This is a genomic window from Arthrobacter sp. K4-10C (assembly GCF_059090085.1).
This window is the reverse complement of record NZ_JBNHFI010000009.1, coordinates 128935-141838: the sequence shown is the minus strand read 5'-3', so window position 1 is coordinate 141838 and position 12904 is coordinate 128935. Positions and strand designations below refer to the sequence as shown.

The 12904-nt window shown below is 67.2% G+C and carries 13 protein-coding genes; 11 read left to right on the top strand and 2 right to left on the bottom strand.

The window, feature by feature from the left end; genetic code table 11:
- Positions 1-5: 5 nt before the first annotated feature.
- From AC5RUU_RS14065 to AC5RUU_RS14025, 9 genes are all read left to right on the top strand, one after another.
- The gene (locus AC5RUU_RS14065) at positions 6-1715 is read left to right on the top strand and encodes a DUF8094 domain-containing protein (RefSeq protein WP_493975924.1); all 1710 of its coding nucleotides are present in this window, start codon (positions 6-8) and stop codon (positions 1713-1715) included.
- Positions 1716-1767: 52 nt separating this feature from the next.
- Positions 1768-2772, top strand: coding sequence for a co-chaperone YbbN (locus AC5RUU_RS14060; RefSeq protein ID WP_493975816.1), 1005 nt, complete (start codon positions 1768-1770; stop codon positions 2770-2772).
- Complete coding sequence (locus AC5RUU_RS14055) at positions 2772-3869, top strand: NADH:flavin oxidoreductase/NADH oxidase (protein WP_493975815.1); 1098 nt, start codon at positions 2772-2774, stop codon at positions 3867-3869. Before AC5RUU_RS14060 ends, AC5RUU_RS14055 begins: the two co-directional genes overlap by 1 nt.
- An 11-nt stretch (positions 3870-3880) precedes the next feature.
- Complete coding sequence (locus AC5RUU_RS14050; RefSeq protein ID WP_493975814.1) at positions 3881-4147, top strand: DUF3253 domain-containing protein; 267 nt, start codon at positions 3881-3883, stop codon at positions 4145-4147.
- Positions 4148-4251: 104 nt separating this feature from the next.
- Positions 4252-5091, top strand: a complete 840-nt coding sequence (locus AC5RUU_RS14045) for an ABC transporter ATP-binding protein (protein WP_493975813.1) — start codon at positions 4252-4254, stop codon at positions 5089-5091.
- Positions 5073-6644, top strand: a complete 1572-nt coding sequence (locus AC5RUU_RS14040; protein WP_493975812.1) for a transporter — start codon at positions 5073-5075, stop codon at positions 6642-6644. The genes AC5RUU_RS14045 and AC5RUU_RS14040 overlap by 19 nt, the downstream gene beginning before the upstream one ends.
- Positions 6645-6673: 29 nt before the next feature.
- Entirely contained in the window at positions 6674-7453 is a 780-nt protein-coding gene (nagB, locus tag AC5RUU_RS14035) for a glucosamine-6-phosphate deaminase (protein WP_493975811.1), read from the top strand.
- Positions 7454-7573: 120 nt separating this feature from the next.
- Positions 7574-7915 carry a DUF3039 domain-containing protein gene (locus AC5RUU_RS14030; RefSeq protein ID WP_493975810.1) on the top strand — a complete coding sequence of 114 codons (342 nt, stop codon included), beginning with the start codon at positions 7574-7576 and terminating at the stop codon, positions 7913-7915.
- Positions 7915-9693: a DEAD/DEAH box helicase gene (locus AC5RUU_RS14025; protein WP_493975809.1), complete on the top strand. Its 1779-nt coding sequence runs from the start codon at positions 7915-7917 to the stop codon at positions 9691-9693. Before AC5RUU_RS14030 ends, AC5RUU_RS14025 begins: the two co-directional genes overlap by 1 nt.
- Before the next feature lie 58 nt (positions 9694-9751).
- Here AC5RUU_RS14025 and AC5RUU_RS14020 read toward each other — a convergent pair whose 3' ends face one another.
- The gene (locus AC5RUU_RS14020) at positions 9752-10375 is read right to left on the bottom strand and encodes an isochorismatase family protein (protein ID WP_493975808.1); all 624 of its coding nucleotides are present in this window, start codon (positions 10373-10375) and stop codon (positions 9752-9754) included.
- Positions 10375-11703 (bottom strand): nicotinate phosphoribosyltransferase, encoded by a 1329-nt coding sequence (locus tag AC5RUU_RS14015; RefSeq protein WP_493975807.1) that lies wholly within the window; start codon positions 11701-11703, stop codon positions 10375-10377. Before AC5RUU_RS14015 ends, AC5RUU_RS14020 begins: the two co-directional genes overlap by 1 nt.
- Before the next feature lie 155 nt (positions 11704-11858).
- Between AC5RUU_RS14015 and clpS the strand changes: the two genes are divergently transcribed.
- Both clpS and AC5RUU_RS14005 read left to right on the top strand, forming a co-directional pair.
- The gene (gene clpS, locus AC5RUU_RS14010; protein ID WP_493975806.1) at positions 11859-12242 is read left to right on the top strand and encodes an ATP-dependent Clp protease adapter ClpS; all 384 of its coding nucleotides are present in this window, start codon (positions 11859-11861) and stop codon (positions 12240-12242) included.
- Positions 12235-12801 (top strand): DUF2017 domain-containing protein, encoded by a 567-nt coding sequence (locus AC5RUU_RS14005; protein WP_493975805.1) that lies wholly within the window; start codon positions 12235-12237, stop codon positions 12799-12801. Before clpS ends, AC5RUU_RS14005 begins: the two co-directional genes overlap by 8 nt.
- The last annotated feature ends 103 nt before the right edge of the window (positions 12802-12904 follow it).

The following is a 12904-nucleotide window of genomic DNA, read 5'->3' as shown; positions in this document are numbered from 1 at the left end:
CGCTGATGATAGGTGTTCCCTTGCGTTTAAAGACTGCAGTCGCACTCGTGCTGCTCGGCCTCCTGACACTTTTGGCCGGCATCGGCCAGAGAACCATCTGGGCCCCTTCCGAGACCTTCACGGCCACCGCGCCCGCGGATGCTGCGGAAGCGCCGCTGACCGTCATTGACCAGAACCTGCGGACCCTTCACGGTGGTACCGTCAAGATCGCCATCGAAGGCGACGGAAACTTCCTGCTCGCCGCCGGGCGGCCGGATGACGTGGACGCCTGGGTGGGCCAAACCGCGCACAACACCATCAGCGGTGTTTCTGAGGACGGGAAGTCCCTGCAGGTTGAACACGCCGACGGCGAAGCCACCGGCCCCAACCCGGCCGGATCGGACCTTTGGGTTTCCACTGAGAACGCCAGCGGTGAACTGGAGTACTCCTGGACACCTCCGGCTGACGGTGACTGGACCCTCCTGCTGGCGTCCGACGGAACCAAGGCCGCCCCGGCCTCCATCTCAATGACGTTCCCGAATGACACGTCCACTCCCTGGGCCATTCCGCTGATGGTGCTGGGATCCCTGCTGATCCTCGGTGGCATCGTGCTGGCACTGCTGTCCGCCCGCAAGCGCAACGGCGAAAGCGACGGCCCGGGCAGCGGCTTCGCACAGCGGGCCCGGGCCCGGAACCAGGCCCGCGCCGAAACCAAGGCCTCGTCGCGCGCCGGCATGGTGGCGGCCGGCATCACCGCAGCAGTCCTGGCAGGTTCCGGTACGGCCGCGTACGCGGCCACCCCTGCCCCTGAGTCCACGGGCACGGTTTCCGCTCCCGCTGCCCAGGACGCTGGACAGCCGGTCCTGCTTGATGCACAGTTCCGCCGGATCCTGGAACAGGTTTCCAGCGCCGTGGACGCGGGCGATGCAGCCAAGGACGCGGCCCAGCTGGCCGAGCGCGTAGGTGGCACGGAGCTGGAGGTGCGCACCCAGAACTACAAGATCCGTTCCCAGGTGGCCTCCTACGAGCCCAGGATGCCGGTGCGGTCCACCAAACTGCTCACCACGGTTGTCACCAGCGACCGCGAGTGGCCCCGCTCCGTCCTGGCCGTGACGCAGGGTGACGGCAACGTGGTGCCGCAGCTGCTGACCCTGGTCCAGCCGTCGCCGCGGGAAAACTACAAGCTGGTGGAAACCACTCCGCTCCAGCCGGGAGCCACGTTCCCCACCATCAGCCGCGGGGGCACGGACACGCTTGCCCCTGGCGACAAGACCGGCCTCCTGTACAGCGGTGAAGAAGCCCTCTCGGGCCTCGCCGACCGCCTCACCACCCCTGAATCCCCCTTCAAGGACAAGCTTGTTGAGGGCGAATCCTCGCCCTATATCGCTGACACGCTGTCCTACCAGGCCGAGGTGGTCAAGGCCGGGGAGAACGGAAACTTCTCCTTCACCCACAAGGTGGTTCCGGAGAGCACCGTGGTGTTCCGCACCGAGGATGGCGGGGCGCTGGTCCTGGGCCGGATCAACTTTGGTTTCGAAGGCACCCCGAAGGCTGCCGGTGACAAGCTCACCATCGGCGATGACGCAGCAGCCCTGGCGGGCGGCAAGGAAACCACCACCGGCATGGTGCTCAACTTCGCCGAGTCCATGGCCGTTTACGTTCCGCCTGCAGGTTCGACCGATCCCATGAAGCTCATCGCGGCAACCCGCGGCCTGGTAGGGGCCAGCTTCAAGTAGCCCCGTTACCGCAGTACTTCCGGCAGCGGCCGGAGTGGCTAAAGTGGAAAGCATGAGTTCGCCTGCTTCCCGCCCAGTCCCTCCAGCCGCTGCCAGCCTGCTTAACCTGCGCGGCGCCGTCGACCTGTCCACCCTGAAGCAGCGCCCGGCCGCGCCCGCAGGAACCGGGGCGTCCGCTGGCGCTGGCGTGCCCGCAAACGGCGGGCACGAGGAAACGCAGGCCGGGGGAACTGGCGGACCGGAGTTGAGGGTCAACGTCACCGAGGCCAACTTCCAGCAGCTCGTGGAACTGTCCGCGCAGGTCCCGGTTGTCTTCGCACTGTGGGCCCCGTATTCGCCGGAATCGAGCGGGATGCTCCAGACACTGGACAGCGTGGTGAAAAGCTACGGCGGACGGCTGGTCCTGGGTGCCGCAGACATCGACGCTTTCCCGCAGCTCGCCCAGGCGTTCCAGGTGCAGGCGGTTCCCACCGCGGTCGCTGTCCTCAAGGGGCAGCCTGTGCCGCTTTTCCAGGGCAGTGCGGAGGAGCAGCAGGTGCGTGCCCTCTTTGATGAGCTGTTGAAGGTGGCTGCCGCCAACGGCGTCACCGGCAGCCTCAACGCCGGCGCCGGTGAGGAACCGGAGCCCGCACCGCTTCCGCCGCTGCACCAGGCCGCGTTCGACGCCATCGAGGCCGGCGACTTCGAAGCTGCCGCCGACGCCTACCGGCAGGCACTTAAGGAGATGCCGTCCGATTACGACGCCAAGGCCGGACTTGCCCAGGTGGAGCTCATGGCAAGGCTGCAGCCGTTGTCCGCCCAGGACGGGGAGTCCATCCGTGCCCTCGCCGCCAACGAACCGGACAACCTGGAGGCCCAGCTGGGCGTCGCTGACCTGGACATTGCCGGCGGCCATGTGGACGACGGGCTGAACCGTCTGGTGGCATTCATCGGCAGGAACTTCGGCCCGGAGCGGGAGACCGCACGGGTGCGCCTGCTGGAGCTCTTCGACGTGGTGGGCGCATCCGACGAACGCGTTTCCAAGGCACGCCAGGCCCTGGCGAGGGTCCTCTTCTAGTGCCGGCGCTGTTCGAGCCGCTGAAGCTCCGCTCCCTGGAGCTCCAGCACCGCGGCTGGCTGTCACCGATGTGCCAGTACAGCTGCGACCCCGACGCCGCCCCCGGGGTTCCGGACGACTGGCACCTCATGCACCTGGGTTCCTTCGCCGCCGGCGGCGCCGCGCTGCTCCTCACGGAAGCGGCCGCGGTGAGTGCAGAGGGACGGATCAGCCCCCGCGACGCCGGGCTCTACAACGACACCCAGGCGGAGGCCTGGCAGCGGATTACCGCTTTCGTGCACCGCCACGGGGCGGCCGGTGCCAAGATCGGGGTGCAGCTGGCACACGCCGGACGGAAGGCCTCCACCTGGTGGCCGTTCTCCGGCAGGCACGGCACGGTGGCAGCATCCGACGGCGGCTGGAGCACGGTGGGGCCGTCAGCAGTGGCGTATGACGGTTATGCGGCTCCTGCTGAAATGACGGCGGAACAGATCCACGCGGTCATCTCCGACTTTTCTGCGGCGGCGGTCCGCGCGGTGGAAGCAGGGTTCGACACGGTGGAGATCCACGGGGCCCACGGCTACCTGCTGCACCAGTTCCAAAGCAGGCTGACCAATCTGCGCAGCGACGAATGGGGCGGGGACGAGGCCGGCCGCAACCGGCTGATGCTCGCCGTCGTCGACGCGGTTCGAAACGCGATTCCTGACTCGATGCCGCTGCTCCTGAGGATTTCCGCCACCGACTGGGCCGAGGGCGGAATCGACCTGCCAGCCTCCGTCCGCCTGGCCCGGCAGGCTGCGGAGCGCGGCGTGGACCTGATCGACGTGTCCAGCGGGGGAGCAGTGGCGCACCAAAAAATCACCCCCGGTCCCGGATACCAGACCGGGTTTTCCGCCGCCATCCGCAACGAGGCGGGCATTCCCACTGGAACGGTGGGCCTGCTGACCTCTGCCGGGCAGGCAGAGCACGCCATCGCCACCGGGCAGGCTGACGCCGTGCTCATTGCCAGGGCCGCGCTCCGCGATCCGCACTGGTGGCAGCGTGCCGCTTTCGAACTGGGTCACGACATCGGCTGGGTGCCCCAGTATGAGCGGGCGCTGCCGCGGCGCAGCTTCTGAAGGGACCAGCAGTGACCGCACGCGATTCCGACTCGATGGACCGGCAGCTGGAAGCCAAGATCCTTGAGCTTCTGGCTGGCAGGTCCCCGTCGTCCACTATTTGTCCGTCAGATGCGGCACGTGCGGTGGGCGGCGAAAACTGGCGTGACCTCATGGAGCCGGCCCGGCGCGCCGCACGGCGGCTGGTCGGTGCGGGCAAGGTGGTGATCACCCAGGGCGGCTCGGTGGTTGATCCCACGACGGCCAGGGGACCGATCCGCATCCGAAAGGTGCGGTAGGAACCGCCGGTACCCGGGCCTGCGCCGGGTGCTCTGCCGTACGCCTTTCTTGCTACTCCTCCCGGAGGACCCCGCAGCCCGGGGCAGGGGGCTAGTCTGGCTTCATGACCGCCCAGCAACCCGATCCCGCAGGCCCGCAGCTGCATGCTCCCCATGCCGGCGCACCCGCCTCGTCTCCAGCTTCCGGCACCGTCCCGGCCCTGTCCATCCGCGGCCTTGCCAAACGGTTCGGCCAGAAGATCGCGGTGGACGGCATCAGCCTGGATGTTCCGTCCGGTTCCTTCTTCGGCATCGTGGGACCCAACGGCGCGGGCAAGACCACCACGTTGTCCATGGCTACCGGGCTCCTGCGGCCGGACTTCGGCACCGCGGTAGTTCACGGCGTCGACGTCTGGGCCCACCCGCTGGAAGCCAAGAAGCTGATGGGCATCCTGCCCGACGGAGTGAAGCTGTTCGACAGGCTGACCGGCGAGCAGCTGATCACCTACGCGGGGCTGCTGCGCGGCATGGACAGGGACGTGGTGGCCGCCCGGGTAGGAGAGCTGCTGGAAGCCATGGACCTGGCCCAGGATGCCGGAACCCTGGTAGTGGACTACTCCGCCGGGATGACCAAGAAAATCGCGCTTGCCTCCGCACTGATCCACGCGCCGCGGCTCCTCGTCCTTGATGAACCCTTCGAAGCGGTGGATCCCGTGTCGGCAGCCAACATCCGCTCCATCCTGGACAGCTACGTGGCATCCGGCGGTACCGTGATGGTCTCAAGCCATGTGATGGACCTGGTCCAGCGCATGTGCGACCATGTGGCCGTGGTGGCGGGCGGCCGGCTGCTGGCTGCCGGGACGGTGGACCAGGTCCGCGCCGGGGCCTCTCTGGAAGACCGGTTCGTCCAGCTGGTGGGCGGCCGCAGCCGCACGGAAGGGCTGGAATGGTTGCGCACCTTCTAAGGCTGAAACTGACACTGCTCCGCAACGGGCTCCGCCGCAGCCCGTGGCAATTGGTGGGCCTGGCTTTTGCTGCGCTGTACGCCCTGGGCCTCATCGCCACGCTGGTGGTGGTACTGGTCCTGCTGCGCACTGCCGACCCCGAGATTGCCCAGACAGCAGTGGTGCTGGGCGGCTCCGCGGCTGTCCTGGGCTGGGGGATCATTCCGGTGGTTGCATCAGCCACGGACATGACCCTGGACCCGGCCCGGTTCACCACGTTCGCCATTCCCATGAAGCAGATGCTGGCAGGACTGGCACTTGGCGGGCTGATCGGCATCCCGGGCCTGGCCACTGCGCTGGTGGCCCTGTCCACAGTGGTGACCTGGTTCCGCGGACTGCTGCCCGTGCTTGGTGCACTGGTGGGAGCAGCGCTGGGCGTCATGACTTGCGTCGTGCTGGCCAAGGTTGTGACCACGGCAACCGCAAGCCTTGCAGCATCCCGCCGCTTCAAGGACATCAGCGCCATAGCCTTCATGGTGCCGCTCGTCCTCCTGGGGCCGATTATCGCGAGCGTCAGCCAGGGCATAGCCAACTCAACCGGTTTCCTGCCTGGTTTCGCCCGCACATTGTCCTGGACCCCGCTCGGCGCACCGTGGTCCCTGGGCGGAGACCTCCATACAGGCCTGTTCGGTCAGGCCGCCGTGAAGTTCCTGGTGTCCCTGGCCGCGCTCGGTGCCCTGGCCTGGTGCTGGAAGCTCCTGCTGGAACGGGCGCTCGTCACGCCGCCGTACGCCGGCAGCAGCAAGCGCAGGGGCAGCCGGCTGGGGCTGCTGGGGCTCCTGCCGCCGGTCCCCGCGGGCGCCGTCATGGCAAGGTCGCTCACCTACTGGGTCCGCGACCCGCGCTATTCGGGATCCCTGGTGGTCATCCCGCTGCTGCCCGTCGTCCTGGTCTTCCAGGGAGCCCAGACCGGAGACTACTTCAGCCTGGCCTTCCTGGCGCCGATTTCGGCCTTCATCATTGCCTGGTCCATCTCCGCCGATGTGTCCTACGACAACACCGCGTTCGCGCTGCACCTGGCAACGGGCGTTTCGGGCGTGGCGGACCGGCTGGGCCGCGCCCTGGCCTGCATGTCGTTCGCCCTGCCGGTAGTGGTCGTCTTCGCCGTGGGGCATTCGGCGTTCACCGGCGATTGGACCGGCTTGCCAGGCCAGCTGGGGCTGAGCCTGGGCATCCTCTTCACCGGTCTGGGGCTGGCCTCCGTGGTCTCCGCCCGCTACACGGTGGCGGTTCCGCTGCCTGGGGACAGCCCCTTCAAGAAGCCGCCAGGCAACGTTGGGCAGACCCTCGCCGTCCAGTTCGGCGGGATGCTGGTCCTCCTGGTCCTGGTCCTGCCCGAGACAGCCCTGGTGATCGCGCAGTTGGTGACGGGAGACAGCCTCTTCGGCTGGATCAACCTCGCGGTGGGCACCGCGTTGGGCCTTGCGCTGTTTGTGGCGGGCGTGCGGCTGGGCGGAAAATGGCTTGATGCGCGCGGTCCGGAACTCCTGGCCCAGTTGGCTGTGAACCGGTAACGGCAGGCTGAACGGCGGAAGGGAACAGCATGGAAGTAGTCATCCTTGGCGGCAGCAGGCAGATCGGAAAGCTGGCGGCGGATGCCGTAGAGGATCTGCTCCGGCGGAAGCCCGACGCGGTGCTGGGCCTTGCCACCGGGTCCTCGCCGCTGCCGGTCTATGGCGAACTCGCGGACCGGCACGGGCAGGGCCTGGACTTCAGCCAGGCCTCTGCGTTCACCCTGGACGAATATGTGGGCCTGCCCGCCGGCCACCCCGAGTCGTACCGTGAGGTGATCCGGCGGGAATTCACGGACCGGGTTAATATCGCTCCGGAGAATGTCCATGGCCCCGATGGTGCAGCCGATGACATCCCTGCTGCATGCCAGAGCTATGAGGAGGCCATCCGGGCGGCCGGCGGCGTCGACCTGCAGCTCCTCGGAGTGGGTACCGATGGCCACATCGCCTTCAACGAGCCCGGTTCCTCCTTTGCCTCGCGCACCCGGATCAAGAGCCTGATCGAGCAGACACGCCGGGACAACGCCCGTTTCTTCAACAGCCTGGCCGAGGTCCCGCACCACGTCCTCACCCAGGGACTGGGGACCATCATGGAGGCACGGCATGTGATCGTGCTCGCCACCGGAGCCCAGAAAGCCCAGGCTGTGCGCGACTTCGTCGAGGGGCCGGTCTCAGCCATTTGCCCGGCGTCGGTCCTGCAGTTTCATCCGCACGCCACCATCCTGGTGGACGAGGCCGCGGCTTCGGCGCTCAAGCTCGCGGATTTTTACCGGCACACTTATGACAACAAGCCGGCATGGCAAGGCCTGTGACCGGCGAAACGCACGGCCGGAAGGCTGCACAAACGTCCGACGGCGGCCGGTGCAGGGTAGGGGTGTCCCGCCGCAAAGCGACCGCCCGCCGTCGGACGACCGGTCATCGGAACGGCTAAGATGGTTGGCATGACTAGCACGACGGACCCTCTCGAAAACGACCCGATGCGTGAGCTTTCCGGGGCTGGAACGTCCACAGCCACCATTGAGCGCGAAGAACTGCGCGAGGAGCTGGAGCCGGGCGACCGGGAGCGCTTTGCGCACTATGTGCGCAAGGAAAAGATCATGGAGTCTGCGATGACCGGCGAGCCCGTTATCGCGTTGTGCGGCAAGGTCTGGACGCCGGGCCGGGATCCAAAGAAGTTCCCGGTGTGCCCCACGTGCAAAGAGGTCTACGACGGCCTGCGCCCGGGCAACGACGGCGGCAAGGGTCCCGGAGGGGACCCGGGCAACAACAAATAGTGACGGAAACTCTCTTTGGCGGCCCCACCCTGCCTCCGGCTTATCCGGAACGCGCAGCCTGGGGAACCGCCCCGAAACTCCGTGCCTGGCAGCAGGAAGCCCTTGACCTCTATCTGCGGAACAGCCCCCGCGATTTCCTGGCGGTGGCAACCCCGGGTGCCGGTAAGACCACGTTCGCACTGCGGATAGCGTCAACGCTGATCGATTCCGGCGCCGTCAACCGCGTGACCGTCGTGGCGCCAACGGACCACCTTAAGCGGCAGTGGGCCGACGCGGCAGCACGGGTGGGCATCGCCATCGACCCCAACTTCAAGAACTCCGACGGCCAGCACGGCCGCGGGTTCATCGGCGTTGCCGTCACCTATGCGCAGGTGGCCAGCAAGCCCCTGCTGCACCGCGCCAAAACCGAAGCGGCACGCACCCTGGTGATCCTGGACGAGATCCACCACGGCGGCGAGGCCCTGTCCTGGGGTGACGGCCTCCGCGAGGCCTTCGACCCGGCGGTGCGACGGTTGTCCCTGACAGGCACCCCGTTCCGCTCGGACACCTCGCCCATTCCCTTCGTCGAGTACGCCGAGGACAGGGACGGCATCCGCCGTTCCAAAGCCGACTACACCTACGGCTACGGCAACGCGCTGCGGGACCACGTGGTCCGGCCGGTGATCTTCATGGCCTACTCCGGCCAGATGCGGTGGCGCACCAGCGCCGGCGAGGAGATGGCAGCATCTCTGGGCGAGGCTGCCGTCACCAAGGACATCACGTCACAGGCCTGGCGGACTGCGCTGAACCCTGCGGGCGAGTGGATCCCCGCCGTCCTGGCGGGTGCGGACAAGCGGCTGACCGAGGTCCGCCGCACCGTGCCCGACGCCGGCGGCCTGGTCATCGCCACCGACCACGAGGACGCCCGTGCCTATGCAGGCCAGCTGAAGAAGATCACGGGGGAGTCACCCACCGTCATCCTTTCCGACGACGCCAAGGCCTCGAGCAAGATCGAGGAGTTCTCGGCGGGAGACACGCGCTGGATGGTAGCGGTCCGTATGGTGTCCGAAGGCGTGGACGTTCCGCGGCTGTCCGTGGGCGTCTACGCCACGTCCACCTCTACCCCTTTGTTCTTCGCCCAGGCTGTTGGCCGCTTCGTGCGTGCCCGCAAAAGGGGTGAAACGGCGTCGGTCTTCCTGCCCTCGGTGCCGCAGCTGATGGCCCTGGCCAACTCGATGGAGGCGGAACGGGACCACGCACTGGACCGTCCGGAGAAGGAGGACGGCGACGGCCTCTTCAACCCCGAGGACTCGCTCATGGCCGAGGCTAACCGGGAGGATAAGGCCTCGGACAGCCTCACCAAGGGCAAGTTCGAGGCGCTGGACTCGCAGGCCTCTTTTGACCGCGTGCTTTTCGACGGCGGCGAGTTCGGCACGGGCGGCGAGGTAGGATCCGACGACGAACTGGACTTCCTTGGCATCCCCGGACTGCTGGACGCGGAGCAGGTGGGCACCCTCCTGCGCCAGCGCCAGCATGAGCAGCTGAACCGGAAGAACAGGAAGTCACCGGCAGCAGCTGAAAGCGCCCCGGCAGTACCGGACCACCGGATGCTCATGGACCTGCGGAACGAGCTGGCCAAGAACGTGGCCGCGTGGTCCGCGCGGACCGGCACGCCGCACGGCGTGGTGCACACCAAGCTGCGGACCGTGTGTGGCGGCCCCGCCGTGGCACAGGCCAACGAGGAACAGCTTCAGGCGCGGCTCCGCAAACTCCAGGACTGGTTCGTCGGCCGCAAGTAGCGGCTGCCCTCCGGGGTTGGCACGGCCCCTCGGGGCCGGTCAACCGGGGACGCAACTGCTAGGCCACGTCCACCCCGCCGAGCTCCATCTCGGCGACAGCCTCCTCGAGGTCTTCGGCTATGCCGGCGGTCAGGGACCGGATCACGGTGACGGAGTAGCCTGCCTGGACGGCGTCCAGGGACGTGGCCCGGACGCAATAGTCGGTGGCGATGCCAACCACCACCACGTCCTCGACGTCGTGGCTCTGCAGCCAGTCATCCAGGCCGATCGCGTCCTCGTCCGGCGCGAACCTGCTTGCGTCCCCGCCGGGCTGGCGCTCCCCGGTAGGGACAGCATCCTCGGGGGCAAGGAGCCCCTCGAAGCCGGAATACGCGGCTGCGTACTGGCCCTTCTGGAAGTAAGCCTGGATGTACTCGGTGTCCAGGTCAGGATGGAGTTCGGCGCCGCGGGTGCCCGCCACGCAGTGCGGCGGCCAGCTGTCCTTGAAATCGGGAAAATCCGAGAAGTGGTCACCCGGATCGATGTGCCAGTCCTGCGTGGCTACGATGTGGTCGAACTCGTTGTGGTGGGCATCCACGTAGTCGCTGATGGCGCCGGCCACCGCCGCGCCGCCCTTGACGGCGAGGGAACCGCCTTCACAGAAGTCGTTCTGGACATCGACGATGATCAGCGCACGGGACATCAGTTCTCCTCATACAGGGTGGGGATGGCAGCCTCGCCGCGCTGGAGGCGGTTGACCACTGGCGGCAGCTCGGCCATGGAGTCGGCGTGGCGCTGGCGGGCACGGAGCACGCCTTCATGCCCCGTCCACCCCGGGACCAGTTCGCCGTTCTTCATGAATTGGTGCAGCAGCGGACGGTCATTGCCGTCATCCTCCGGCCGGTGCCCCACGCCAACAATTTCGGCAGTGGCAATGCCGTGCTCGTTCAGCTTCCGCAACGCGTACTTGCGCCCGCCCACGCTGGCCTTGTTCTTGGCGGCCTTGGCCACTGAGACAAAGTTTCCGTCGTCGTCCGTCCGGCTCACTAGCTTGTAGACCATGCTGGCCGTGGGCGCACCGGAGCCGGTGACAAGGGACGTGCCAACGCCGTAGGAATCCACGGGGGCGGACTGGAGGGCTGCAATCGCATACTCGTCCAGGTCGGAGGTGACCACAATCTTGGTGTCCTCGTTGCCGAGGCCGTCCAGGAGTTGGCGCACCCACTGGGCCTGGTCCACCAGGTCGCCGGAGTCCAGCCGGACGGCGCCCAAGCGCGGACCCGCCAGGTCAACGGCCGTGCGGACGGCCGTTTCGACGTCGTACGTGTCCACCAGGAGGGACGTGCCCTCCCCGAGCGCCGCGATCTGGGCCTCGAAGGCGTCCTGCTCGCTGTCGTGCAGCAGGGTGAAGGAATGTGCCGCGGTACCCACGGTCTTGATGCCGTAACGGACGCCGGCTTCCAGGTTGGAGGTACTGTCGAAGCCTGCGATGACGGCGGCACGGGCGGCCGACGCAGCCGCTTCCTCGTGCGTGCGACGGGAGCCCATTTCTATGCACGGGCGGCCGTGGGCGGCGCTGACCATCCGGGACGCGGCGGAGGCGATGGCGCTGTCATGGTTGAGGACGGACAGGATGTAGGTCTCCAGCATGCACGCCTCGGCGAACGTCCCCTCCACGATCAGGATGGGGGAGTTGGGGAAGTATGCCTCACCTTCGGCGTAGCCCCAGATATCACCGGAAAAGCGGTAGGACGACAGGTATTCCAGCGTTTGGTCGTTGACCACGTTTGTGCGGGCCAAAAAGTCCAGTTCTGCCGGGCCGAAACGGAAGTTGGCCAAGCCTTCCAGGAGCCGGCCGGTTCCTGCCACGATCCCGTACCGGCGGCCGTCGGGCAGCCGCCGGGCGAAGGCCTCGAACACAGACTTGCGGTGCGCGGCTCCGGAATGGAGTGACGCCTGAAGCATGGTCAGCTCGTAGTGGTCGGTATAAAAAGACGTGCGGGGATGGTCCCAGCCGGCAGTGGTACTCACGAAAGTCACTCTAGTCCCCACCGGCTCCCACGTCTCGCTTCGCTTCGCCGCGGGGCCCTCGCCGGCGCGGGCCCACCCACCGGCTCCCACGTCTCGCTTCGCTTCGCCGCGGGGCCCTCGCCGGCGCGGGCCCATCCTCCCCATAGAATGGACAGATGACCTTAAGCGTTGCGCTCGGCCCTGATACGCAGGAGGGCACCCGGACGGGAACAGCGGAGGCCACAGACTCCCTGACCGCCCCGGACATCCCCTGGAACCTGGTGATCTGGAACGATCCCGTCAACCTCATGAGCTATGTCAGCTACGTTTTCCAAAGCTACTTCGGCTACTCCGAGAGCAAGGCGAACAAACTCATGATGGAGGTCCACAAGAAGGGCCGTTCCATCGTTGCGCACGGGAGCAAGGAACAGGTGGAACGGCACGCGGTGGCCATGCACGGCTTCGGGCTGTGGGCCACGGTGGAAAAGGCCAGCGGCGGTCCAGGTGGCAACGCCGGGAAGTCCGGCGGACCGGGCCAGGGCAAGGGGAAACGTGGCTAAGGCATTCAAATACGGGCTCAAGGGCATCACCGGCTACCTGGAACCCGCTGAGCGGGAGCTTCTGCGCAGCCTGATCGACGACGTCATCTCCATGCTTCAGCCGGAGGAGCGGGCGGGCCAGGATCCGCTGGCGGCGCTGATCGGCCTGGACATGGACGTTGCCGAACCGGCCGACCGCGCCGTCAGGCGTCTCCTCCCCAATGTCATGAAGGACGACGGCGCCGCGTCCCTGGAGTTCCGCCAGCTCACCGAGCGTTCGCTGCGGGAGACGAAGATCGGCGCCTTGCGTGCGGCCGCGCTTGATCTGGACAAGGACGAGATTGTGCTGACGCCCGAGGGGGCGAAACACTGGTCCATGGCACTGAACGACGTCCGCCTGGTCCTGGCCGAGCGGCTGGACATCCGGGACGAGGAGGACGCCGAGCACGTCCACCTGATGCAGGACTGGTCCCAGGCGGAGGACGTGGAGAGCTACCTGGCCTTGGTCTACAACTTCGCCACCTGGCTGCAGGAATCATTGGTCCAGGCGATGCTGCAGTCGCTGGAAACGGGCCGTTGAGGAGTGCGCGCCGCCTGGCAGGGGCCCGGTGTGACAAAGTAGACATGAGTCACAGGCCACAAGATGATGGCTGACGCATCGGGGAGCACCTATCCTCGAATAA

What these genes read in the sequence shown, in the direction of transcription:
- AC5RUU_RS14065 (WP_493975924.1), top strand. Translation starts at nt 6, where the DNA reads ATGATAGGTGTTCCCTTGCGTTTAAAGACTGCAGTCGCACTCGTGCTG.
- AC5RUU_RS14060 (WP_493975816.1), top strand. Translation starts at nt 1,768, where the DNA reads ATGAGTTCGCCTGCTTCCCGCCCAGTCCCTCCAGCCGCTGCCAGCCTG.
- AC5RUU_RS14045 (WP_493975813.1), top strand. Translation starts at nt 4,252, where the DNA reads ATGACCGCCCAGCAACCCGATCCCGCAGGCCCGCAGCTGCATGCTCCC.
- AC5RUU_RS14040 (WP_493975812.1), top strand. Translation starts at nt 5,073, where the DNA reads ATGGTTGCGCACCTTCTAAGGCTGAAACTGACACTGCTCCGCAACGGG.
- nagB (WP_493975811.1), top strand. Translation starts at nt 6,674, where the DNA reads ATGGAAGTAGTCATCCTTGGCGGCAGCAGGCAGATCGGAAAGCTGGCG.
- AC5RUU_RS14030 (WP_493975810.1), top strand. Translation starts at nt 7,574, where the DNA reads ATGGTTGGCATGACTAGCACGACGGACCCTCTCGAAAACGACCCGATG.
- AC5RUU_RS14020 (WP_493975808.1), bottom strand. Translation starts at nt 10,375, where the DNA reads ATGTCCCGTGCGCTGATCATCGTCGATGTCCAGAACGACTTCTGTGAA.
- clpS (WP_493975806.1), top strand. Translation starts at nt 11,859, where the DNA reads ATGACCTTAAGCGTTGCGCTCGGCCCTGATACGCAGGAGGGCACCCGG.